Origin of the sequence: Streptomyces sp. TG1A-60 (genome assembly GCF_037201975.1) — a bacterium.
Classification (GTDB): domain Bacteria; phylum Actinomycetota; class Actinomycetes; order Streptomycetales; family Streptomycetaceae; genus Streptomyces.
Genome location: NZ_CP147520.1, coordinates 2,468,002 through 2,491,466, shown reverse-complemented (window position 1 = coordinate 2,491,466; position 23,465 = coordinate 2,468,002). Strand labels below are relative to the sequence as shown.

Genomic DNA, 23,465 nt, shown 5'->3' with positions numbered 1-23,465 from the left:
TTGCTCACTTGCTCTTTTCGAAGCTCATGTGTGACTCAGGCTTTCTTTACGACCAGGGCGTACGTCTGTGTCGCGATCTCCAGTTCCTCGTCCGTCGGCACCACCGCGACCGCGACCCGCGCGCCGGCCGGCGAGATCAGCCGTGGCTCACCGCTCCGCACGGCGTTCAGCTCGCCGTCGACCGCGAGGCCCAGCCCGTGAAGGCCCGCGACGGCGGCGGCCCGCACGGGCGCCGCGTTCTCGCCGACGCCCGCGGTGAACGTGAGAGCGTCCACCCGGCCGAGCACCGCGTAGTAGGCGCCGATGTACTTCTTCAACCGGTGAACGTAGATGTCGAAGGCCAGCTTCGCCCGCTCGTCGCCCCCGTCGATTCTTCGGCGTATTTCCCGCATGTCGTTGTCGCCGCACAGTCCGATCAGGCCGCTCTTCTTGTTGAGGAGAGTGTCGATCTCGTCCGTGGACATTCCGCCAACGCGCATCAAATGGAAGATGACGGCCGGGTCCAGGTCTCCGGACCGCGTACCCATCACGAGTCCCTCCAAAGGCGTCAGCCCCATCGAGGTGTCCACACACCGGCCGCCCTCGACCGCCGACGCGGACGCCCCGTTGCCGAGGTGCAGCACGATGACGTTGACGTCCTCCGGCGCCCTGCCCAGCAGCTCCGCCGTGGCCCGGGAGACGTACGCGTGCGAGGTGCCGTGGAAGCCGTAGCGCCGGATGCGGTGCGCGTCGGCCGTCTCGACGTCGATGGCGTAGCGGGCGGCGGACTCCGGCATCGTGGTGTGGAACGCGGTGTCGAACACGGCCACCTGCGGCAGGTCCGGGCGCAGCGCCCGCGCCGTGCGGATGCCGGTCAGGTTGGCCGGGTTGTGCAGCGGCGCCACCGGGATCAGCCGCTCGATCTCGGCGAGCACGGCGTCGTCGACGACGGTCGGGTGGGTGAAGCTCTGCCCGCCGTGCACGACGCGGTGCCCGATGGCGGCCAGCTCGGGGGAGTCGAGGCCGAGCCCGTCCGCGGCCAGCTCCCCGGCGACGGCCTTCAGGGCGGCCTCGTGGTCGGCGATGGGCTCGGCGTGCTCACGGGAGGCGCCCCCGTCGGTGAGCGGGGTGTGCTTCAGCCGGGAGCCCTCCTCGCCGATGCGCTCGACCAGGCCCAGGGCCAGACGGCTGCTGTCGCGCATGTCGAGCAGCTGGTACTTGACCGAGGACGAGCCGGAGTTGAGGACGAGGACGCGGGTCGCGGTCACGGGGCTGGGCTTTCTGTCGTCGGTGGAGGTCACTGGGCCGGGCCCGCGGCCACGGGTGTCTGGGCCTGGATCGCCGTGATGGCGACGGTGGTGACGATGTCCTGGACGAGTGCGCCCCGGGACAGGTCGTTGACCGGCTTGCGCAACCCCTGCAGGACCGGACCGACCGCGAGCGCGCCGGCCGAACGCTGCACGGCCTTGTAGGTGTTGTTGCCCGTGTTGAGGTCCGGGAAGATCAACACCGTTGCCTGGCCCGCGACTTCGGAGCCCGGCAGCTTGGTCGCCGCGACACTCGGCTCGACGGCGGCGTCGTACTGGATCGGCCCCTCGATCTTCAGATCGGGCCGCCGCGAGCGCACGGTCTCGGTCGCCTCCCGCACCTTGTCGACGTCGGCGCCCGAGCCGGACGTGCCGGTGGAGTACGACAGCATCGCGATGCGCGGCTCCACGCCGAACCGCAGGGCGGTCGCGGCGGACTGGATTGCGATGTCGGCCAGCTGCGCGGCGTTCGGGTCGGGGTTGACCGCGCAGTCCCCGTACACCAGCACCTTGTCGGCGAGGCACATGAAGAAGACGGACGAGACGATGTCGGTGTCCGGCTGGGTCTTGATGATCTCGAAGGCCGGGCGGATGGTGGCGGCGGTGGAGTGCGCGGACCCCGACACCATGCCGTCGGCCAGGCCCTCCTGGACCATGAGGGTGCCGAAGTAGTTCACATCGGACACGACGTCGTACGCCAGCTCGACGCTGATGTTCTTGTGGGCCCGCAACCGCGCGTACTTCTCCGCGAAGGAGTCCCGCCACTCGGAGGTCGCCGGGTCCACCAGCATGCTGTCGCCGAGGTCGATGCCGAGGTCGGCGGCCTTCTTGCGGATCTGGTCGACCGGCCCGAGGAGGGTCAGGTCGCACACCCCGCGCCGCAGCAGCACCTCGGCCGCGTGCAGCACGCGTTCCTCGGTGCCCTCGCACAGCACGACGCGGCGCTTGTCGGCGCGGGCCTGTTCGAGGAGCGTGTGCTCGAACATCATCGGTGTGACGCGGTCGCCGCTCGGCGCGGAGACCCGGTCGCGCAGCTCGGCGGTGTCGACGTACCGCTCGAAGAGACCGAGCGCGGTCTCCGCCTTGCGCGGGGTCGACGCGCTCAACTTCCCCTCCATGGAGAAGAGTTCGGAGGCGGTCAGGAAGGAGCCGGCCTCCACGGCGACCACGGGGGTGCCGGGGGCGAGGCGGGCGGCGAGGGTGAGCACTTCGTCGCTGGGCCGCTCGTCGAGGGTGAGCAGGACGCCGGCGATCGGCGGGGTCCCGGCGCTGTGGGCGGCCAGCGCTCCCACGACCAGGTCCGCGCGGTCGCCGGGGGTGACGACCAGGCAGCCGGGGGTGAGGGCGTTGAGGAAGTTGGGCAGCATGGCCCCGCCGAAGACGAAGTTCAGCGCGTCACGGGCGAGCCCGGAGTCGTCGCCGAGGAGGACCTTGCCGCCGAGCGCGTGGGTGATCTGGGCGACGGTCGGGGCGGAGAGGGCGGGCTCGTCCGGCACGACGTAGCAGGGCACGGGGAGCGGGAGCCGGGAGTCGCCGAGGCGCTCGGTCGTCTCGGCGCGGTCGGCGGGCGCGACCCGGTTGACGACCATGGCGAGGACGTCACAGCCGAGGCCTGCGTAGGCGCGGTACGCGTTGTGCGTCTCGGCGGCCACGGCTTCGGCCGTCTGCTTCCGTCCGCCGACGACGGGGATGACGGAGGCGCCGAACTCGTTGGCGAGCCGGGCGTTGAGGGAGAGTTCGTCCGGGAACTGGGTGTCGGCGAAGTCCGTGCCGAGGACGAGGACGACGTCGTAGTACCGGGTGACGGCGTGGAACCGGTCGACGAGGGTGGACACCAGCTCGTCCGTGCCGTGCTCGGCCTGGAGGGTGGACGCCTCGTGGTAGTCCATGCCGTACACGGTCGCCGGGTCCTGGGAGAGGCGATAGCGGGCGCGCAGCAGTTCGAAGAGCCGGTCGGGACCGTGGTGCAGCAGCGGCCGGAACACCCCCACGCGGTCGATCTGGCGGGTCAGGAGTTCCATGATCCCCAGCTCGACGACCTGGCGGCCGTCGCCGCGGTCGATCCCGGTCACGTACACGCTGCGCGTCACGTGTGCTCTCCGTTTCGTGTGGTCGAGAGGTGCGGAAATCACCGTCGCGGCGGACGGAAACCCTCTTGACAATACCCTTGCGGGTAGCTAAGGCGCCCGTCAGGTCGCGGTCCCGCCGGAGAGCCTGTAGGGGCGCGGCGGCCTCCTGTGAGCCGTGAAACAATCGGACTGGCTCACAAGTATCAGTACCGAGCAGGATGATCAGGACGAGCAGGAGACACAGCACGATGCGTATCGGAGTTCTCACCGCAGGCGGCGACTGTCCGGGCCTGAACGCAGTGATCCGGTCGGTCGTGCACCGAGCGATCGCCCAGTACGGCCACGAGGTCATCGGTTTCGAGGACGGCTACGCCGGCCTGCTCGACGGCCGTTACCGCACCCTCGACCTGGAGTCCGTCAGCGGCATCCTCGCCCGCGGCGGCACCATCCTCGGCTCCTCCCGCCTCCAGCGCGACCGCCTCCGCGAGGCGTGCGAGAACGCGCAGGACATGGCGCACCGGTTCGGTATCGACGTACTCATCCCGATCGGCGGGGAGGGCACGCTGACGGCGGCGCGCATGCTGAGCGATGCCGGTCTGCCGGTGGTCGGCGTCCCGAAGACGATCGACAACGACATCTCGTCGACGGATCGCACGTTCGGCTTCGACACGGCGGTCGGGGTCGCCGCGGAGGCGATGGACCGTCTGAAGACGACCGCCGAGTCGCACCAGCGGGTGATGGTGGTCGAGGTCATGGGCCGGCACGCGGGCTGGATCGCGCTGGAGTCGGGGATGGCGGCGGGTGCGCACGGCATTTGTCTTCCCGAGCGCGCGTTCGACCCGGCCGACCTGGTGAAGATGGTCGAGGAGCGTTTCTCGCGCGGGAAGAAGTTCGCGGTCATCTGCGTCGCGGAAGGCGCCCACCCGGCCGAGGGCTCGATGGACTACGGCCACGGCGAGATCGACCAGTTCGGCCACGAGCGCTTCCAGGGCATCGGTACGGCGCTGGCGTACGAGCTGGAGCGTCGCCTCGGCAAGGAGGCCAAGCCGGTCATCCTCGGCCACGTCCAGCGGGGCGGCACCCCGACCGCGTACGACCGGGTGCTCGCCACACGCTTCGGCTGGCACGCGGTCGAGGCCGCGCACCGCGGGGAGTACGGCCGGATGACCGCGCTGCGCGGCACCGATGTGGTGATGATGCCGCTCGCGGAGGCGGTGACCGAACTGAAGAGGGTGCCGAAGGACCGGATGGACGAGGCGGAGTCGGTGTTCTAGGGCCTGCCACGGGACTGGGCCCGCTCCGGCCGAATGGCGGGACGGCCGGGTCAGTAGGTCGTCGTTCTCCGGAGCAGTGACCAGAAGTGGTCGACGATCCGGTCCAGATAGTCGCGGTCGGCGTCGCCCGAGTCGGTCGTGGCGGTGCCGTTGGCCCAGGTGAGGGGGGCGGTCATGCGGCCCTGGTAGTCGGTGTGCATCTCCTGGAGGACGTCTTCCAGGAGATGCCGGTCGAGGGAGAGCAGCTTGGCGGTCGGCCGTACGTACGCCTGCCAGCGCGTGCTGACCGCGTTGCGGAGGAGTTCGGTGAGCTTCGCCTCGCGTCCCGTGACGGTGATCAGGTCGGGCAGCGAGAGGTCGAGCACCTCGGCGAGGGCGGCGGACTGGCGGTCCGTGCCGCGCCACTCGCCGGTCTCCTCCATCCGGAGGTAGGCGGAGAGGTCGAGTCCGGCGGCGCCGGCGACATCCTCGGCGGCGAGTCCGCGGGCCGTGCGGTGCTCGCGCAAGGTCCGGGGCGTGCCGATGAGTTCACCGGGTGAGCACCACAACACGCCCGCGAGCGCGGTGAGTTCGGGGCTCGTCGGGGCCGTCGTGCCATGTTCCCAGGCGGCGACCAGGTCCGGGGTGACGTACGGGAGTCCGTACGAGGAGCGCATGCCGTAGGCGACGTGCTCGGGTCCCATGCCGAGTGCGATGCGGAGTTTTCGGGCGGTCGGGGCGTCGAAGGGCGGGGTGGCCGCCGGTGAGTCCGGGTGGCGGCCGGGTGGGTGCGGAGTCAAGTGCGGTCGCGGGTGCTGGGGCTGCCGTTCGTGGGCTGAGCGTCGGTGCACGGGCACAACGTAGGGGTGCGGGGCTGCGGTGACTACGGGCTGTTCGGCCACAATCACGGGTTGTGGGAACCTACGGTTTGTGGGAGACGTGTTGTCGGAGTGACCTGAGTCGGGGGTGACCGTATGACGAAGCTGGACGGGCACCTACGGGAGCGCCTACGGGCGCCGAATTCCTGGCACTTGGCGACGGTCGACGCAGGACATGGTGTCCGAACCCGGCCTACTGCCCCTTCACCCACCGATACACCAACTCCGGCCGCCCCACCTGCCCGTACTGCGGCTCCCGTCGCGCCCGCCCGGCGTCCACCAGGTGCTCCAGGTACCGCCGGGCCGTGATGCGGGAGATGCCCACGGCCTCGGCGATGCCGGCCGCCGTGAGGCCCTCGGTCGTGTCCCGCAGCGCCACCGTCACGCGTTCCAACGTCGGCGCGCTCAGCCCTTTCGGCAGCGCCGCCGTGCCGGGTGCTCGGAGTGTGGCCAGTGCCCGGTCCACCTCGGCCTGGCCGCTCGCCTCCCCGGCCGCCGCGTGGAACTCGGCGTAGCGCACCAGCCGGTCCCGCAACGTCGCGAAGGTGAACGGCTTCAGGACGTACTGCACGACCCCGAGGGAGACGCCCTCCCGCACCACCGTCAGGTCGCGCGCGGACGTCACCGCTATGACGTCCGCGTGGTACCCGGCCGCGCGCAACGACCGGGCCAACTGCAGGCCGTGCACGTCCGGCAGGTGCAGGTCGAGCAGCAGCAGGTCCACCGGTGTGCGGTCCAGTGCCCGCCGCGCCTCCGCGCCGGTGTGGGCCTTGCCCACCGCCGTGAAACCGGGGACGCGGCCGACGTACATCATGTGCGCGTCGGCGGCCACGGGGTCGTCCTCGACGACCAGGACTCTGATGGGATCGGACTCGGCCTTCGTCATACGTCGTCGCCTCCAGGCACGGCATCGGCCACAACGGCCCGGACAGACTTCAGGGAACCGGAACCGGAACCGGAACCGGAACCGGAACCGGAACCGGAACCGGAACCGGAACCGGAACCGGAACCGGAAGCGGGGCCGGGACCGGAACCGGGATCCGGATCGGCCGTGCGCAGCGGTAGTCGCACCTCGAACTCCGCCCCGCCCCCGGGCGCCTCCGACACGGTCAGTGTGCCCTCGTGGCGGCGCGCGGTCTGCCGTACGAGGGCCAGACCGAGCCCCCGGCCGCCCGGCCGCGCCGGTTTCGTCGAGAAGCCGCGTTCGAAGACGGCCTCCGTGTGGGCCGGGTCCACGCCGGTGCCGGTGTCCGCCACCCGCAGCACCAGGACGGAGTCGTCGGCGAACTCCTCGGCCCCGCCCGTGTGCGCCGTCACCGTCACCCGCGCCCCCACCGACCCCTGCGCCGCGTCCACCGCGTTGTCGATCAGGTTGCCGAGCACCGTGACCAGGTCCCGCGCGGGGAGCGACGGCGGGAGGAGACCGTCGTCGAGGCGGCTGTCCTCGGAGACCACCAGCTCCACGCCCCGCTCGTTCGCCTGGGCCGTCTTGCCCAGGAGGAGGGCGGCCAGTACCGGCTCGCTCACCGCCGCCACCACCTGGTCCGTCAGGGCCTGGGCGAGCTCCAGCTCAGCGGTCGCGAAGTCGACCGCCTCGTCCGAGCGGCCCAGTTCGATCAAGGAGACGACCGTGTGGAGGCGGTTCGCGGCCTCGTGGGCCTGCGAGCGCAGTGCCTGCGTGAAGCCGCGTTCGGAGTCCAGTTCGCCCGTGAGGGACTGCAGCTCGGTCACGTCCCGCAGTGTCACGACCGTGCCGCGGCGCTCGCCGCCCGACACCGGGGAGGTGTTCACCACCAGTACCCGCTCGGCCGTGAGAAGCACCTCGTCGACCCTCGGCTCGGACGACAGCAGCGCTCCCGTCAGGGGGGACGGCAGCCCCAGCTCCGCCACCGAGCGGCCGACCACCTCGTCCGTCACGCCCAGCAGCTCCCGCGCCCCGTCGTTGATGAGGGCCACCCGGTACTGGCCGTCGAGCATGAGAAGGCCCTCGCGGACGGCGTGCAGCGCGGCCTGGTGGTAGTCGTGCATGTTGCTGAGCTCGGCGGCGTTCATGTTGTGGGTGTGGCGGCGGAGGCGGGCGTTGACGATGTAGGTGCCGATGCCGCCCAGGGCGAGTGCGGCGGCGGCGACGCTCACGAGGGCCGTCACCTGGTCCTGGACGCGGTCGCTGATCGCCTGGACCTTGATGCCGGCGCTGACCAGGCCGATGACCTCACCGTTCTCCTTCACCGGGACGACCGCGCGGACGGACGGGCCGAGGGTGCCGGTGTACGTCTCGGTGATGGTGCCGCCCCGCTGCGCCTTCTCGATGTGGCCGACGAAGCGCTGGCCGATCCGCCGGACGACCGGGTGCGTCCAGCGGATGCCGTCGGGCGTCATGATCGTCACGAAGTCGACGCCGGCGTGCTGCCGCACCTCCGTGGCGTAGGGCTGGAGGCGCGCGGTCGGGTCGTCGGTGTGGAGCGCGTCCCGTACGGACTGGGCGTCGGCGACCGTGGCGGCGACGGCCAGGGCCTGGCGGCGCGCCGCGTCCTCCGCCTGGCTGCGGTCGCCGACGTACGTGAACAGCGCGTACCCGGCGACGACGGCCGCGATCAGCACGGCCTGCACGGCGAAGAGCTGGCCGGCCAGGCTGCGGGGGCGGAGAAGGGACGGGACGCGCATGGCAACAGTCTGCATCGACGCCTCTGCGTGAACTAAATGAACGGAAGGGTGACCGCCCTCACAGCGCGGGAGATAGTCACCCCATCGACTCGTCCAGTACATGGACGCCGACAGGGAGCACGACTCCCGCCCCGGGACCCCACACCCGAGCCGCCGGGAGCCTCCCCAAGCTCCCGGATTCCCACCCCGGGAGACCGTCTCCCGAATTCCCCCGGACGTGAGCCGCACGCCGGACGAGCGAGCCGACGACGTCGTCGACGAGGAGGGCAGCCGTGGCCAGCACCACCCATACGGCACCTACCGCACCCGCCAAGCGGGACCGCACGCACTACCTGTACATCGCCGTGATCGTGGCTGTGGCCCTCGGCATCGCCGTGGGTCTGATCGCCCCCGACTTCGCGGTCGAGCTGAAGCCCATCGGCACCGGCTTCGTGAACCTGATCAAGATGATGATCTCCCCGATCATCTTCTGCACGATCGTGCTGGGCATCGGCTCCGTACGGAAGGCCGCGAAGGTCGGCGCGGTCGGAGGTATCGCCCTCGCCTACTTCACGGTGATGTCGCTGGTCGCCCTCGGCATCGGTCTCGTCGTCGGCAACATCCTGGAGCCGGGCACCGGCCTCGCGGTCACCGACGCCATCAAGGAGACCGGTCAGGCGCAGGTCGCGGCGGAGGCCAAGGACACCACCGAGTTCCTGCTGGGCATCATCCCGACGACGATCGTCTCCGCCTTCACCGGCGGCGAGGTCCTCCAGACGCTGTTCGTCGCCCTGTTCGCCGGCTTCGCGCTCCAGGCCATGGGCGACTCCGGTCAGCCGATCCTGCGCGGTGTCGAGCACATCCAGCGCCTCGTCTTCCGCATCCTCGCCATGGTGATGTGGGCCGCCCCGATCGGAGCCTTCGGCGCCATCGCGGCCGTGACCGGTTCCGCCGGACTCGACGCCCTCAAGAGCCTCGCCGTGCTGATGCTCGGCTTCTACGTCACCTGCGTGCTCTTCGTCTTCATCGTGCTCGGTGTGCTGCTGCGGGTCGTCTCCGGCCTCAACATCCTCACGCTCTTCAAGTACCTGGGCCGGGAGTTCCTGCTGATCCTGTCCACCTCCTCCTCCGAGTCGGCGCTTCCCCGCCTCATCGCGAAGATGGAGCACCTGGGCGTCAGCAAGCCCGTCGTCGGCATCACCGTCCCGACCGGCTACTCCTTCAACCTCGACGGCACCATGATCTACATGACCATGGCCTCCCTGTTCATCGCCGACGCCATGGGTACGCCGATGTCGGTCGGCGAGCAGATCCCGCTGCTGCTCTTCCTGCTGATCGCCTCCAAGGGCGCGGCCGGTGTCACGGGTGCCGGCCTCGCGACCCTCGCGGGTGGCCTCCAGTCCCACAAGCCCGCCCTGGTGGACGGCATCGGTCTCATCGTCGGCATCGACCGCTTCATGAGTGAGGCCCGCGCCCTCACCAACTTCGCGGGCAACGCGGTCGCCACGGTCCTCATCGGCACCTGGACCAAGGAGATCGACAAGGCGCGCGTCGACCAGGTCCTCGCCGGGCAGCTCCCGTTCGACGAGAAGACGCTGCTGGACGACGGGCACGGGTCGGCGCCGGAGCCTGCGGCTGCCGTTCCCGAGCCGGAGGGCGAGAGGGAACTCGCCAAGGCGTGAGGCTCCGCCGGGTCGCCTCGCCCCCGGAGGGACTACCGCCCTCCCGCCAGCGCCGTACGGCCGGATCCTCCCCCGTGGACCCGGCCGTACGGTCCCCAAGGGGAAACAACTGAACAAGCTCCCGGAACACCGAGCGGCCAGGTCCTCCCCCTGTGGACCTGGCCGCTCGGCTTCTCCTTCGTCCCTCGGTCTTTCCTTGACGTCGGCGTCAAGGAATACCGTCCTCGTATGCGCATCGGGGAGCTGGCGGCACGGGCCGGGACGACGGCACGGGCGTTGCGGTACTACGAGGCGCGCGGGTTGTTGCCCGCGCGGCGGAGCGGTAACGGGTACCGGACGTACGACGAGGAGGATCTGAAACTGCTGCGGCAGATCCGGACGTTGCAGGACTTCGGGTTCGACCTGGAGGAGACGCGGCCGTTCGTGGAGTGTCTGCGGGCGGGGCACCCGGAGGGCGACTCGTGCCCGGCGTCGCTGGCGGTGTACCGGCGGAAGCTGGACGAACTCGACGCGCTGATCGGTGAGCTGGCGGCTGTGCGGGCGTCGGTCGGAGAGCAGTTGGCGCGGGCCGAGCTGGCGCGTGAGCGGCTGGCGGCCGAGGCGGAGGTTCCGGGAGGTCCGGAGCCGGAGTGTGAACTGGGAGGCGGGGAGCTGTGATCAGGGCGGCGGGTGTGGCCGAGGTGACGGATACGGACTTCGAGGCGGAGGTGATCGGGGCCGAGCTGCCGGTGCTCGTGGAGTTCACCGCCGGCTGGTGTCCGCCGTGCCGGCAGATGGGGCCGGTGCTGAGCGCGCTCGCCGCGGCGGAGGGGGAGCGGCTGAAGGTGGTGCAAATGGACGTGGACACCAATCCGGAGACCACCAACGCGTACAAGGTGCTGTCGATGCCGACCTTCATGGTGTTCCGGGGTGGTGAGCCGGTGAAGGCCATGGTCGGCGCCCGACCGAAGCGGCGGCTGCTCGAAGAACTCGCCGACGTACTCTGACACCTGAACAGGAAAAGCCCCCGAGTAATTGCGCTCGGGGGCTTTTCCTGCGTATATTTGATGGTTCGCGACTTCAAGAAGATCGAGTCGCAAAGAAGTTCAGTGAGCACAGTATATCCGGGCGGGAGTGGAATTGTCAAACACCGGCTTTTCGCACGATGAATTGCGGAGCGAGCAGGAATTCATCGACGGGTTGTACGCCCGCGTGGACGCCCTGCGCGGTGAGACCGAGGGGTCCGTCACAGACGCGCTGGCGCAGGGTGACACGCCCATGCAGGCCCGCCTGGAGCGGGACATCCTGGTCGCCGAGCGCTCGGGGCTGCTGGCCGCGCTGAACGCCGTCGACGGTTCGCTCTGCTTCGGTCGGCTCGACCTCGCCGACGGGGTCAGCCACCACATCGGCCGGATCGGGCTGCGGGAGGGCGACACCGAGCGCACCCCGATCCTGATCGACTGGCGCGCCGACGTCGCCCGCCCCTTCTACCTCGCCACCGGCCACACCCCGATGGGCCTGCGTCGACGCCGGCACATCACCACCGAGGGCCGCCGGGTCACCGCCCTGCACGACGAGATCCTCGACCTCGGCGACGAGAGGCGCACCGGACACGAGGACCCCACCGGCGACGCCGTCCTGCTGGCCGCGCTCAACTCGGCCCGCACCGGCCGCATGGGCGACATCGTGCAGACCATCCAGGCCGAGCAGGACCGCATCATCCGCGCACCCCACCAGGGCGTCCTGGTCGTGGAGGGCGGCCCCGGCACCGGCAAGACGGCCGTCGCACTGCACCGCGCCGCGTACCTGCTGTACGAGCAGCGGCAGCTGCTGGCCAAGCGAGCCGTCCTCATCCTCGGCCCCAACCCCGCCTTCCTCGGCTACATCGGCGAGGTGCTGCCCTCGCTCGGCGAGACCGGCGTGCTCCTCGCGACCGTGGGCGAGCTGTTCCCCGGCGTCCGGGCCACCGCCACCGACACCCCGGCGGCGGCCCGGGCCAAGGGGCGCGCCGACATGGCCGACGTGCTCGCGGCCGTCGTACGGGACCGGCAGACGCTGCCCGACCCGGTGATCGCCATCGAGCACGACCGGGAGATCCTCATGCTCGACGACGACCTCGTCCGGGTCGCCCGCGAGCGCACCCGCCAGGCGCGGCTCCCGCACAACGTGGCCCGCGAGCACTTCGAGGGCCACATCCTCAACACCCTCACGGACATGGTCGCCGAACGCATCGGCACCGACCCCTACGACGGCTCCAACCTCCTCGACGCCGCCGACATCACCCAGATCCGCGACGAACTGGCCGAGAACCCCGAGGTCTGGTCCGCCATCGACCAGCTGTGGCCCCGGATCACCCCGCGCCGTCTGGTCGCCGACTTCCTCGCCGAGCCGGACGGATACGTGTCCGAGGAGGACGCCGACGCCGTCCGCCGCCCGGTCACCCGCGCGTGGACCGTCGCCGACGTGCCCCTCCTCGACGAGGCCGCCGAACTCCTCGGCGAGGACGACCGGTTGGCGCGGGCACGCGCCGAGCGGGAGCGGGAGACCCAGATCGCCTACGCGCAGGGCGTGCTGGACGTGTCGTACGCGTCCCGGACGTACGAGTTCGAGGACAAGGAGGACAGCGACCCCGAAGGCTCGGAGGTGCTGTCCGCGCACGACATCATCGACGCCGAGCGGTTCGCCGAGCGGCACGAGGAGGAGGACCACCGCAGCGCGGCCGAACGGGCGGCGGCCGACCGGACCTGGGCGTTCGGGCACATCATCGTCGACGAGGCGCAGGAGCTGTCGCCGATGGCCTGGCGGCTGCTGATGCGCCGCTCGCCGACCCGCTCGATGACCCTGGTCGGCGACCCGGCCCAGACGGCCGAGGCCGCGGGCGTCGGCTCCTGGGCCGACATCCTCGCCCCGTACGTCGAGGACCGCTGGGAGCACACCCGGCTCGGCGTCAACTACCGCACACCCGCCGAGATCATGACGGTCGCGGCCGGTGTCGTACGCGCCCGGCAGCCGGACTTCGAGCCGCCGCGCTCCGTGCGGTCGACCGGCGTACGGCCCTGGGCGCGCCGCGCGGCGGCGAGGGAGCTGCCCGCCGAGGTGGCCAAGGCGGTCGCCGAGCTGACCCCGGCCGAGGGGCGGCTCGCGGTGATCGCGCCGCGCGAGCTGCACCGGGTGCTGGCGGCCCGCCTCGACGGGGTGACGGCCGGCACGGAACCGGACCTGACCAGGACCGTCGTCCTCCTCGACCCCCGGCAGGCCAAGGGGCTGGAGTTCGACTCCGTCCTCGTCGTCGAGCCGGGGCGCTTCGGCACGAGCGACCTGTACGTGGCGCTGACCCGGGCCACGCAGGCCCTCGGAATCGTGCACGGGGACGAACTGCCGGAGGCGCTGCGGGAGTTGTCGGCGGTTGGCCTGAAGTAGCCGGGCGGGCCCTGCCGGACGGACTTGTCCGGCGGGCCATGGCCCGAGTCACCGTCACCACAGGTGCATCAGGGATTACCAAGCCGTAACGGTTCCCGTCATCGTCACAGCTCGTGCATGCGTCATACGGTATGCGTGTCGGTCATGGAAACTCATCCGTTCGCGGCGGCCCCGGCCGGCAGCCCCAGCCTGGAATCGCTGCCCGTGGAACCGTTGCTGACCTCGGAGTTCGACGTGGACCCGGGCAGCGTCTACGAGCGACTGCGGAGTACGTACGGCCCCGTGGCGCCGGTGGGGCTGATGGGGGTGCCGGCGTGGCTGGTTCTCGACTACCGCGAGGTGCTGGAGGTCCTGCGCAACGAGAGCGTGTGGCGGCGCGACGTACGGCACTGGCGGGCGCGGGCGGAGGGGCGGCTGCCGAAGGACTGGCCGCTCCTCGCAGGCTACGAGGTCCGGCAGACCATGTTCTTCGACGACGACGAACACCGGGCCGCACGGCTGAGCCACCACTCGGCGATGCGGCCCTTCCAGGACGGGCACAGCCCCGAGGGCTGGGAGCTGCGCGCCGCCGTCGCCCGGTACGCCGACGAACTCATCGCCCTGCTCGCGGCCGAGTCCGGGACCACCGGGTTCGCCGATCTCGCGGCGCAGTACACCCGGCCGCTGCTCCTCATGGTCACGACCAAGCTGTTCGGCTGTCCCGTCGAACTGGGTGACGAGATGGTCATGGACCTGTGGCGAATGCTGGACGGCGGTCCGGACGCGGGGCCCGCCACCGGCCGGGTCCACGGCGCGATGACCCGCCTCGCGGCACACCGGCGCTCCCGGCCGGGGGAGGACCTGACCTCCTACATGCTGCTGTCCGACCCGACACTGAGCGACGAACAGCTGGGCCGGGAGCTGTTCATGAACGCGGTCTACCTGAACGACATCACCGGGAACATGGTCTGCAACACCCTCCTGGAGGTGCTGAGGGGCAACGCGACCGTCCGACGGAGCCTGTCCGACGGGCAGTTCGGGGAGGCCGTCAACCGGGCGGCGCTGGTGAATCCGCCCACGGCCAACCTCTGCTTCCGGTTCGCGGGGCGTGATGTGCGGCTCGGGAACTTCTGGGTCCGGGCCGGTGACATCGTGTCCCCGTCCGTCGCCGCCGCCCACCGCGACCTGCTCGCGGTCGGCTTCTCCCCCTCGTCGACTCGGCCATCAGCACACGGGCCCATCTGGCGTGGGGGGCCGGACCCCACCAGTGCCCGAGCGCCGCGCGCGAACTCGCCGGGACGATCGTCACCACGGCCGTCGGGCGCGTCTTCGACCACTTCGCCCACGCCGAACTCACCCTGCCACCGGACCAGTTGCCGTGGCGGTCGGGGCCGGTGGTGCGGGGACTGCGCCTGCTGCCGGTCCGCTATGAGCTGAGCACCCGGAGCACGGCTCGGGTGCCGTCCCCTCGGCGGGGGACAAGGTCGCGCCGCCGGTGGCGCCGAGCACCGAGCCGCCGGTCGCCGAGCGGTCGCCCAGTGGGCTGCTCGGGGCGCTGCGGCGGCTGATGTTCAAAGGACGCAAGCAGGGCTGACGACCGGGGGGAAGACGGGTCCGTCGGGCGGGCGCGCCCGGTGCGTGGTCGCTCGCGCGGTTCCCCGCGCCCCTTCGGGGGCGCGGGAACGGGACGGGCGGGGCCAGCGGAGGCCGAAGCCTAGTGCCGCGGCACTAGGCCGGGCGGAGCCAGATGGTGGCCAGTGGGGGCAGCGTCACGCGGATGCTGGCCGGGCGGCCGTGCCAGGGGCGCGGTTCGGGCTTGACGGGGTGCGGGGTGGTGACGTCGCTGCCTCCGTAGCGGGCCGCGTCGGTGTTGAGGAGCTCGTGCCAGGCCGGCGTGTCGTCGGGGACGCCCAAGCGGTATCCCTGGCGGACGACGGGGCTGAAGTTGGAGACGGCCAGCAGGGGGGTGCCGTCTTCGGCGAGCCGCAGGAACGCCAGGACGTTGTCGTCCGCGGAGTCGCCCGTGATCCAGGAGAAGCCGGACGGGTGGGTGTCGCGCTGCCAGAGGGCGGGGGTCCGGCGGTAGGTGGTGTTGAGGTCGCGGACGAGGTCGCGCACGCCCCGGTGGTCGGCTTCGGCGCCGTACGCCGGGTCGAGGAGCCACCAGTCGGGGCCGTGCGCCTCGGACCACTCCGTACCCTGGGCGAACTCCTGCCCCATGAACAGGAGTTGCTTGCCGGGGTGGGCCCACATGAAGCCGAGATACGCGCGGTGGTCGGCCCGTCGCTGCCACCAGTCGCCCGGCATCTTCGACACCAGCGAACCCTTGCCGTGCACGACCTCGTCGTGGGAGATGGGGAGGACGTAGTTCTCGCTGTACGCGTACACCATGGAGAACGTCATGTCGTTGTGGTGGTGCTTGCGATGCACCGGCTCCCTGGACATGTAGCCCAGTGAGTCGTGCATCCAGCCCATGTTCCACTTCAGGCCGAAGCCGAGACCGCCGAAGCCGCCCGGACCGACGTGGTGGGTGGCGCGGGTGACGCCGTCCCAGGCGGTCGACTCCTCGGCGATCGTCACGACGCCCGGCACCCGCCGGTACACCGTCGCGTTCATCTCCTGCAGAAAGGCCACCGCGTCCAGGTTCTCCCGGCCGCCGTGCTCGTTCGGCGTCCACTGGCCCGGCTCGCGCGAGTAGTCGAGGTAGAGCATCGACGCCACGGCATCCACCCGCAGGCCGTCGATGTGGTACTCCTCACACCAGTAAAGGGCGTTCGCCACCAGGAAGTTGCGCACCTCACGGCGCCCGTAGTCGAACTCCAGCGTCCCCCAGTCGGGGTGCGCCGCCCGCGCCGGGTCCTCGTGTTCGTACAGCGGACGCCCGTCGAACTCGGCCAAGGCCCAGTCGTCGCGCGGGAAGTGGGCCGGCACCCAGTCCATCAGCACGCCGATGCCCGCCCGGTGCAGCGCGTCGACCAGATACTTGAAGTCGTCGGGGGTGCCGAGGCGGGCCGTCGGCGCGTAGAACCCGGTGACCTGGTAGCCCCACGAGCCGCCGAACGGGTGCTCCGCGACGGGCAGCAGTTCGACATGGGTGAAGCCGAGGTCCGAGACGTACGCCGGTAGCTGCTCGGCGAGTTGACGGTACGTCAGTCCCGGTCGCCAGGAGGGCAGATGGACCTCGTAGACGGAGAACGGTGCCTCGTGCGCGGGGATCTCCGCCCGCTTCGCCAGCCACTCCTCGTCGCCCCACTCGTGGTGCGAGGCGTGCACGATGGAGGACGTGCCGGGCGGCACCTCCGTACGGCGGGCCAGCGGGTCCGCGCGGAGCGTCTTCGAGCCGTCGGGCCGGGTGATCTCGAACTTGTACAGCTCGCCCTCACCGATCCCCGGCACGAACAGCTCCCACACCCCGGAGGAGCCCAGCGAGCGCATCGGGAACCCCGTGCCGTCCCAGAAGTTGAAGGTCCCGGCCAGCCGTACGCCGCGCGCGTTCGGTGCCCACACCGTGAAGCGGGTGCCGGTGACGCCCTGGTGGGTCATCGGCTCGGCGCCGAGCGCCCGCCACAGCTCCTCGTGCCGTCCCTCGTTGATCAGATGCAGGTCCAGCTCGCCGATCGCCGGCAGGAACCGGTACGCGTCCTCGGTCTCGTGCTCCGCGCTCTCGTACGAGACCAGCAGCCGGTACCCCGCCGGCACCTCCCGCAACGGCAACAGCCCCGAGAAGAACCCGCCCCCGTCGTCGTGCAACTGTGTCCGCACCGACTCCACCACCACACTCACCCCGAGCGCGTACGGCCGGAACGCCCGGAACACCACCCCGCCGGGCGTCGGATGCGCCCCCAGCACGGAGTGCGGGGCGTGGTGCGTGCCGGCCAGCAGGCGGTCGCGGTCGGCGCCGTCGACGGCGGGGAGAAAGCGGGCCGGGTGAGGCCGGGTCCGTGGGCCGAGGGGGCGGAGACCGCCGGCCCGGCGGTGGCCTGCCGGGGAACCACCGGTTCGCCGACGACCGGCTCGGTGGCGGACTGCCTGGGGACCGCCGCCGGTTCGGGGACCGCTGACCCAGCCGGTTCGGGCACGGTACTTCCGGCGCCCCGTGGGACGGCAGGAACCATCACCGCCGCCCGTTCCGTCTTCTGCGGCGGCCTCACCGCCTTCTTCGCGGCGGCCTTCTTGGCGACGGCCTTGGCGGTGACGGCTTTCTTGGCCGGGGCCTTCCTGGCCACGGCTTGCTTGGCGACTGCCTTCTTGGCCACGGCTTTCTCGGCAGCGGTCTTGGCAGCGGTCTTCTTGGCCGTCGCCTTCTTCGTCACGGCCTTCTTCGTCACGGCCTTCTTCGTCACGGCCTTCTTCGCAGGGGCCTTCCTGGCGGCAGCCCTCGTGGCAGGGGTCTTCTCGGCCGAGCCCTCGCCGTCCGCCACCCTTCTCGTCGCGGACCTGCCGCTCCCGGCGGTCCTCTTCGCCACCGCTTTGCCCCCGGCCGCCTTCTCGACCGCCGCGGGCGCCCCGTCGGTCACCTCCGTGCCCACCGGCTTGCCTTCGGCGGGTTTCCCGACCGCTGCCGTCGCCTCGGCGGCCTTCTTGGCGACCGCTTTCGCCGTGCTCTTGGCCGCTGCCTTCTTCGTCGCCGTCTTCTTCGCCGGCGCCTTCTCGGCGGCGGGTTTCCTCGCGGCCGACTTCTTCACCGGGCCAGGGCCCTCGGCGGCGGCGCCGGTGGGCTGCGTGCTGTCGTCGGACGGCGGGCGGGGAGTCACAGGGACGGCCTCCTCGGCAGGGGCTGGTGTGGGGCGGTCAGGGAGTGTCGGCGCCGGTGTCCGTGGACAGGCGGTGGACGGCCGCCAGGGGCACCGGCAGCCAGTCGGGGCGGTGGCGGGCCTCGTAGAGGACCTCGTACACGGCCTTGTCGGTCTCGTAGGCGCGCAGCAGTACGGGATCGGTGCGCGGGTCGGCCCCGGTGACGTCCGCGTAGCCGGAGCAGTACGCGGCCCGGCAGGCGGTCGCCCAGTCGGTGGCCGGGGGCCGGAGGGAGTGGGCGGCGTAGTCGAAGGAGCGGAGCATGCCGGCGATGTCGCGGGCGACGGGCTGCGGCATACGGCGCTCGGCCAGCGGCTTCGACGGCTCACCCTCGAAATCTATGAGCGACCACTCCCCGGAGGCAGAGCGGAGACACTGGCCGAGGTGAAGATCGCCATGGATGCGCTGGGCCGTCCAGGCGCGGCCCTCGGCGGCCAGGTCGGCGAGCGCCTCGAATGCGGTGTGCAGCCCCGGTGCGTACGGCCGCAGCGCGGGTACGGCCTGCGCCGCCGCCTCCAGGCGTTCGGTCATGCCGGCGACCAGCCGCTCCAGTTGTGGCCGGCCCAGCGTGACCATGGGCAGTGCCCGTGCCAGCGCGGTGTGGACCTCTGCGGTCGCCTGCCCCAGTGCCCGCGCCTCGGCGGTGAAGTCCTCCCCCTTGGCCAGCACGCTCAGCGCCAGCTCCCAGCCGTCCGCCGCGCCGTGGAGGAACGGCTGGAGGACGCCCAGGACGTGGTGGCCGTCGGGATCGGCGGTGGGGCCCAGGTCGGCCACCATCCAGGCCGCCGGCGACGGGACACGGGGGCACCGCTCGCGGGACAGCGTCATCGGCAGTTCGAGGTCGGGGTTGTCCCCGGGCACGACCCGACGGAACAGCTTGAGGATGAACGTATCGCCGTACACGATCGAGGAGTTGGACTGCTCCGAGGTGACCAGGCGCGGCACCAGGCCCTCGGGGATGTCGTGGCGCGTGTCCCGCCCGCAGCGCAGCCCGCCGACGTGTGCCTGCGTCCGCAGGGCCTCCAGGAGGACCTCGGCGAGGCGTGGGTCGTGCAGCGCCTCGTAGACCGTCCGTCCGGCCAGCGGGCCTTCGGTCACATGCCCGATCAGCGCGGGCGCGAGCCGTGGCGGCAGCGCCTCGCGCACGCCGAGCAGCAGTTGGTAGCAGTCGCCGGGGTGGGACGGGGCGCCCTGGGCCGGTACCAGCGGCTGATGGGCGCGGACGAGGAGATGCAGCAGCCCGGCCTTCGCCGTGCCCGACCGGGAGTCCTCCACCCGCGAAGCCACCGGCAGCAGTGCGGTGGCCGCCACCAGACCGAACCCGGTGACCGGCCGCCCCTTCCCCGCGAACCAGCGCTGCCGTGGCAGCCACTCCCGCAGCAGCGGCTCCAGCGAGGTGAGCAGCTCGGGCATCGCTTCGACCGCGGGCAGTGGTGCAGGACTTGTCGCGGTGGAGTGCGTGGCGGCTTCCGACATGGCGTCGCGTCCTTTCCCCGGGGCGGGGTGTTACTGATGCGTGCCCCGGGCGGGCCGGGAGAAACCGGCCCGCCCCGGGTTCCGGTCGGGCTTACACGGCGTCCTTTCGCAGGCGGAACCAGTAGAAGCCGTGACCCGCGAGGGTGAGCAGATACGGCAGCTCGCCGATGGCCGGGAAGCGCACTCCGCCGATGAGCTCGACGGGGTGACGTCCTCCGTAGGCGCTCAGGTCGAGTTCGGTGGGCTGCGCGAAACGGGAGAAGTTGTGCACGCACAGCACCAGGTCGTCCTCGTTCTCCCCGGTGGAGGGGGCCTCCCGGAGGAAGGCGAGGACGGCGGGGTTGGACGAGGGCAGCTCGGTGTAGGTGCCGAGGCCGAACGCCGGGTTCTGCTTGCGGATCTCGATCATGCGGCGGGTCCAGTGCAGCAGCGACGACGGGGAGGACATCGACGCCTCGACGTTCGTCACCTGGTAGCCGTAGACCGGGTCCATGATCGTCGGCAGCGAGAGCCGTCCCGGATCGCAGGAGGAGAAGCCCGCGTTGCGGTCGGGTGTCCACTGCATGGGGGTGCGCACCGCGTCCCGGTCGCCGAGCCAGATGTTGTCGCCCATGCCGATCTCGTCGCCGTAGTAGAGGATCGGCGAGCCGGGCAGGGAGAGCAGCAGGGCCGTGAACAGTTCGATCTGGTTGCGGTCGTTGTCGAGGAGCGGGGCGAGGCGGCGCCTGATTCCGATGTTGGCGCGCATGCGCGGGTCCTTGGCGTACTCCGCGTACATGTAGTCGCGTTCTTCGTCGGTGACCATTTCGAGGGTGAGCTCGTCGTGGTTGCGCAGGAAGATGCCCCACTGGCAGTTCGACGGAATGGCCGGGGTCTTGGCGAGGATTTCCGAGACCGGGTAGCGGGACTCCCTGCGTACAGCCATGAAGATGCGCGGCATCACCGGGAAGTGGAACGCCATGTGGCATTCGTCGCCGCCGCTGGGGAAGTCGCCGAAGTAGTCGACGACGTCCTCCGGCCACTGGTTCGCCTCCGCCAGCAGTACGGTGTCGGGGTAGTGCGCGTCGATCTCCTTCCGCACCCGCTTGAGGAACTGATGCGTCGCGGGAAGGTTCTCGCAGTTGGTGCCCTCCTGCTGGTACAGATACGGCACCGCGTCCAGCCGGAAGCCGTCGATGCCCAGGTCCAGCCAGAAACGCAGCGCCGAGATCATCTCCTCCTGGACCGCCGGGTTCTCGTAGTTGAGGTCCGGTTGGTGGGCGAAGAAGCGGTGCCAGAAGTACTGCTTGCGGACGGGGTCGAAGGTCCAGTTGGAGACTTCGGTGTCGACGAAGATGATGCGGGCGTCCTGGTACTGCTTGTCGTCGTCGGCCCAGATGTAGTAGTCGCCGTAGGGGCCGTCGGGGTCGCTGCGGGACTCCTGGAACCACGGGTGCTGGTCGCTGGTGTGGTTCATGACGAAGTCGATGATGACGCGCATGCCGCGCTGGTGGGCGGCGTCGACGAATTCCACGAAGTCGGCGAGGTCGCCGAACTCGGGGAGGACGGCGGTGTAGTCGGAGACGTCGTAGCCGCCGTCGCGCAGTGGCGACTTGAAGAAGGGCGGGAGCCAGATGCAGTCGATGCCCAGCCACTGCAGATAGTCGAGTTTGGCGGTCAGGCCCTTGAGGTCGCCGACGCCGTCGCCGTTGCTGTCCTGGAAGGAGCGGACGAGGACCTCGTAGAAGACGGCGCGTTTGAACCAGTCCGGGTCCCGGTCCTTCTGCGGCGTGTCCTCGAAGGTGTCCGGAACGGGCTCGTTGACGATCATTATGTGGGTGACCCCCCGATCTGCGGGTTGGACGGTCGCAGGACGGTCAGTACGTGAGCGGGCGCGCGGCCCGGTTCGAGACGTACGTAGTTGTTCCTGCCCCAGGTGTGGACCTCGCCGGTGAGCTCGTCGCGCACCAGCACGGACTCATGCCAGTCCAGGCCGAGTTGCGGCATGTCCAACGAGACGGTGGCCTCCTGGGTGTGGTGGGGGTCGAGGTTCACGACCACCAGAACCGTGTTCGAGCCCGCGCGCTTCGAGTAGATGATCACCGCTTCCTGGTCGGCGTGATGGAAGTGCAGGTCGCGCAACTGTCGCAGCGCCGGGCTCCGGCGCCTGATCTCGTTGAGCTTGCCGAGCAGTGGGGCGATGGTGCGTCCGTCTCGTTCGGCGGTGTCCCAGTCGCGTGGGCGGAGTTGGTACTTCTCCGAGTCGAGGTATTCCTCGCTGCCGGGTTTGAGGGGGGTGTTCTCGCACAGTTCGTAGCCGGAGTAGACGCCCCAGGTGGGGGAGAGGGTCGCGGCGAGTACGGCGCGCAGTTCGAAGGCCGGGCGTCCGCCGTCCTGGAGGAAGGCGTGGAGGATGTCGGGGGTGTTGACGAAGAAGTTGGGCCGCATGTAGCTCGCGGCCTCGCCGGCCAGTTCGGTGGCGTACTCGGTCAGTTCCTCCTTGGTGGTACGCCAGGTGAAGTAGGTGTAGGACTGCTGGAATCCGGCCGCGGCCAGGGTGTGCATCATCGCCGGGCGGGTGAACGCCTCGGCGAGGAAGATGACGTCCGGGTCGGTGCGGTTGATGTCGGCGATCACCTGTTCCCAGAAGACGACCGGTTTGGTGTGGGGGTTGTCGACGCGGAAGATCCGCACGCCGTGGTCCATCCAGTGCCGCAGTACCCGGGTGGTCTCGGTGATCAGGCCGGGCATGTCGGCGTCGAAGGCGATGGGGTAGATGTCCTGGTACTTCTTGGGCGGGTTCTCCGCGTGGGCGATGGTGCCGTCGGGGCGGTGGTGGAACCACTCGGGGTGTTTGTGCACCCAGGGGTGGTCGGGGGAGCACTGCAGGGCGAAGTCGAGGGCCACCTCCAGCCCCAGCGCGCGGGCTTCGGTGACGAAGTGGTCGAAGTCCTCGAGGGTGCCCAGGTGGGGGTGGACGGCGTCGTGGCCGCCCTCGGGTGAGCCGATCGCCCAGGGCACGCCCACGTCGTCGCCGGTGGGGGAGAGGGTGTTGTTGCGGCCCTTGCGGAAGGTGGTGCCGATGGGGTGGATCGGTGGCAGGTAGACCACGTCGAAGCCCATCCCCGCGATGGCGGGCAGGCGGCGGGCTGCGGTGCGGAAGGTGCCGTGGGGCTGTTCGGGGGTGCCCTCGGAGCGGGGGAAGAACTCGTACCAGGAGCCGAACAGGGCCCGTTCCCGCTCCACCAGCAGCGGCAACGGCTCGCTGGAGGTGACCAGCTCACGCAACGGGTGCACGGCCAGGACCTCGTCCACCTCCGGCACCGACGCCGCCGCCAGCCGGGCGGACGCGGGCCGCCCGGTGTCCCGGAGCGCGTCCACGGCGGCGAGCAGGACGCCTCGCCTGCCCAGGCCCTCGGGGACGCCGTCGGCGGCGCGTTCGTAGAGGCGCGCGCCCTCCTCCAGGACCAGTTCGGTGTCGATGCCGGCCGGGATCTTGATGTGGGCGTGGTGGCGCCAGGTGCTGATCGGGTCGCCCCAGCCCTCTACGGCGTAGGACCAGAGGCCCTCGCCCGGTACGGAGACGGTGGCGCCCCAACGGTCGGTGCCGGGGGCGAGTTCGCGCATCGGGGTCCAGCCGGCCGGACGGCCCTCCGGGTCCCTGAGCACGACATGGGCGGCGACCGCGTCATGGCCCTCCCGGATGACGACGGCCGAGATCTCGAAGGCCTCGCCCACGACCGCCTTCGCCGGTCGGCGGCCGTGGTGCACGGTCGGCCGTACGTCGAGGACCGGTATCCGCCCGATGGTGGGGGCGCCCGGGGGCACAGGGGTCTTGGGGGGCGGCGCGGTCGGCTCGGGCGGGCCGGTGCGCGCCCGGCGTGCGGGGCGTGCGGCGGTGCTGTCGGGTGCGGCGGGCGTGGTACTGGTCGTCGGGGGTGCTGACGAGTGGTGCGTGGCGGGCATGACCGCTCCTGTCCGCGTCAACGTGGGTGGGCGGATGAGAGTTGTGGGGAGGTGGGGCCAG

At 70.9% G+C, this 23,465-nt stretch carries 16 protein-coding genes; 6 read left to right on the top strand and 10 right to left on the bottom strand.

The window, feature by feature from the left end:
- Positions 1–35: 35 nt before the first annotated feature.
- Together WBG99_RS10055 and pta are read right to left on the bottom strand one after the other, a co-directional pair.
- On the bottom strand, positions 36–1,247 hold the full coding sequence (locus WBG99_RS10055; RefSeq protein ID WP_338895999.1) for an acetate kinase: 1,212 nt from the start codon (positions 1,245–1,247) through the stop codon (positions 36–38).
- Positions 1,248–1,276: 29 nt separating this feature from the next.
- Positions 1,277–3,376 (bottom strand): phosphate acetyltransferase, encoded by a 2,100-nt coding sequence (gene pta, locus WBG99_RS10050; RefSeq protein WP_338895998.1) that lies wholly within the window; start codon positions 3,374–3,376, stop codon positions 1,277–1,279.
- Positions 3,377–3,603: 227 nt separating this feature from the next.
- Between pta and WBG99_RS10045 the strand changes: the two genes are divergently transcribed.
- Positions 3,604–4,629, top strand: coding sequence for an ATP-dependent 6-phosphofructokinase (locus tag WBG99_RS10045; protein WP_338895997.1), 1,026 nt, complete (start codon positions 3,604–3,606; stop codon positions 4,627–4,629).
- Between the two features lie 50 nt (positions 4,630–4,679).
- On the opposite strand, the gene WBG99_RS10040 is transcribed toward WBG99_RS10045, so the two are convergent.
- The 3 genes from WBG99_RS10040 to WBG99_RS10030 form a co-directional block, all read right to left on the bottom strand.
- Positions 4,680–5,408, bottom strand: coding sequence for a helix-turn-helix transcriptional regulator (locus WBG99_RS10040; RefSeq protein WP_338900278.1), 729 nt, complete (start codon positions 5,406–5,408; stop codon positions 4,680–4,682).
- Positions 5,409–5,679: 271 nt separating this feature from the next.
- Positions 5,680–6,372 carry a response regulator gene (locus WBG99_RS10035; RefSeq protein WP_338895996.1) on the bottom strand — a complete coding sequence of 231 codons (693 nt, stop codon included), beginning with the start codon at positions 6,370–6,372 and terminating at the stop codon, positions 5,680–5,682.
- Complete coding sequence (locus WBG99_RS10030) at positions 6,369–8,150, bottom strand: sensor histidine kinase (protein WP_338895995.1); 1,782 nt, start codon at positions 8,148–8,150, stop codon at positions 6,369–6,371. The genes WBG99_RS10035 and WBG99_RS10030 overlap by 4 nt, the downstream gene beginning before the upstream one ends.
- Before the next feature lie 272 nt (positions 8,151–8,422).
- Here WBG99_RS10030 and WBG99_RS10025 point away from each other — a divergent pair, with 272 nt between their 5' ends.
- From WBG99_RS10025 to WBG99_RS10005, 5 genes are all read left to right on the top strand, one after another.
- Positions 8,423–9,811 carry a cation:dicarboxylase symporter family transporter gene (locus WBG99_RS10025; protein ID WP_338895994.1) on the top strand — a complete coding sequence of 463 codons (1,389 nt, stop codon included), beginning with the start codon at positions 8,423–8,425 and terminating at the stop codon, positions 9,809–9,811.
- Between the two features lie 228 nt (positions 9,812–10,039).
- Complete coding sequence (locus WBG99_RS10020; RefSeq protein ID WP_338895993.1) at positions 10,040–10,468, top strand: MerR family transcriptional regulator; 429 nt, start codon at positions 10,040–10,042, stop codon at positions 10,466–10,468.
- Positions 10,465–10,797 carry a thioredoxin family protein gene (locus tag WBG99_RS10015; protein ID WP_338895992.1) on the top strand — a complete coding sequence of 111 codons (333 nt, stop codon included), beginning with the start codon at positions 10,465–10,467 and terminating at the stop codon, positions 10,795–10,797. The genes WBG99_RS10020 and WBG99_RS10015 overlap by 4 nt, the downstream gene beginning before the upstream one ends.
- Before the next feature lie 163 nt (positions 10,798–10,960).
- On the top strand, positions 10,961–13,210 hold the full coding sequence (locus tag WBG99_RS10010) for a UvrD-helicase domain-containing protein (RefSeq protein ID WP_338895991.1): 2,250 nt from the start codon (positions 10,961–10,963) through the stop codon (positions 13,208–13,210).
- A gap of 144 nt (positions 13,211–13,354) precedes the next feature.
- Positions 13,355–14,626, top strand: coding sequence for a cytochrome (locus WBG99_RS10005; protein WP_338895990.1), 1,272 nt, complete (start codon positions 13,355–13,357; stop codon positions 14,624–14,626).
- Positions 14,627–14,917: 291 nt separating this feature from the next.
- On the opposite strand, the gene glgB is transcribed toward WBG99_RS10005, so the two are convergent.
- The 5 genes from glgB to WBG99_RS09980 form a co-directional block, all read right to left on the bottom strand.
- Positions 14,918–17,038 carry a 1,4-alpha-glucan branching enzyme gene (gene glgB, locus WBG99_RS10000; RefSeq protein WP_338895989.1) on the bottom strand — a complete coding sequence of 707 codons (2,121 nt, stop codon included), beginning with the start codon at positions 17,036–17,038 and terminating at the stop codon, positions 14,918–14,920.
- The gene (locus WBG99_RS09995; protein ID WP_338895988.1) at positions 16,969–17,943 is read right to left on the bottom strand and encodes a histone H1-like repetitive region-containing protein; all 975 of its coding nucleotides are present in this window, start codon (positions 17,941–17,943) and stop codon (positions 16,969–16,971) included. The genes glgB and WBG99_RS09995 overlap by 70 nt, the downstream gene beginning before the upstream one ends.
- Positions 17,944–17,980: 37 nt before the next feature.
- Positions 17,981–19,459, bottom strand: coding sequence for a maltokinase (locus WBG99_RS09990; RefSeq protein ID WP_338895987.1), 1,479 nt, complete (start codon positions 19,457–19,459; stop codon positions 17,981–17,983).
- A gap of 91 nt (positions 19,460–19,550) precedes the next feature.
- Positions 19,551–21,269: a maltose alpha-D-glucosyltransferase gene (gene treS, locus WBG99_RS09985; RefSeq protein WP_338895986.1), complete on the bottom strand. Its 1,719-nt coding sequence runs from the start codon at positions 21,267–21,269 to the stop codon at positions 19,551–19,553.
- A complete protein-coding gene (locus WBG99_RS09980; protein WP_338895985.1) occupies positions 21,269–23,404 on the bottom strand; it encodes an alpha-1,4-glucan--maltose-1-phosphate maltosyltransferase in 2,136 nt (711 codons plus the stop codon). The genes treS and WBG99_RS09980 overlap by 1 nt, the downstream gene beginning before the upstream one ends.
- Between the last annotated feature and the right edge of the window lie 61 nt (positions 23,405–23,465).

Coding starts and splice junctions, on each gene's coding strand:
- WBG99_RS10045 (WP_338895997.1), top strand. CDS start 3,604: ATGCGTATCGGAGTTCTCACCGCAGGCGGCGACTGTCCGGGCCTGAAC.
- WBG99_RS09980 (WP_338895985.1), bottom strand. CDS start 23,404: ATGCCCGCCACGCACCACTCGTCAGCACCCCCGACGACCAGTACCACG.
- treS (WP_338895986.1), bottom strand. CDS start 21,269: ATGATCGTCAACGAGCCCGTTCCGGACACCTTCGAGGACACGCCGCAG.
- WBG99_RS10005 (WP_338895990.1), top strand. CDS start 13,355: ATGGAAACTCATCCGTTCGCGGCGGCCCCGGCCGGCAGCCCCAGCCTG.
- WBG99_RS10020 (WP_338895993.1), top strand. CDS start 10,040: ATGCGCATCGGGGAGCTGGCGGCACGGGCCGGGACGACGGCACGGGCG.
- WBG99_RS10030 (WP_338895995.1), bottom strand. CDS start 8,150: ATGCGCGTCCCGTCCCTTCTCCGCCCCCGCAGCCTGGCCGGCCAGCTC.
- WBG99_RS10035 (WP_338895996.1), bottom strand. CDS start 6,372: ATGACGAAGGCCGAGTCCGATCCCATCAGAGTCCTGGTCGTCGAGGAC.
- WBG99_RS09990 (WP_338895987.1), bottom strand. CDS start 19,459: ATGTCGGAAGCCGCCACGCACTCCACCGCGACAAGTCCTGCACCACTG.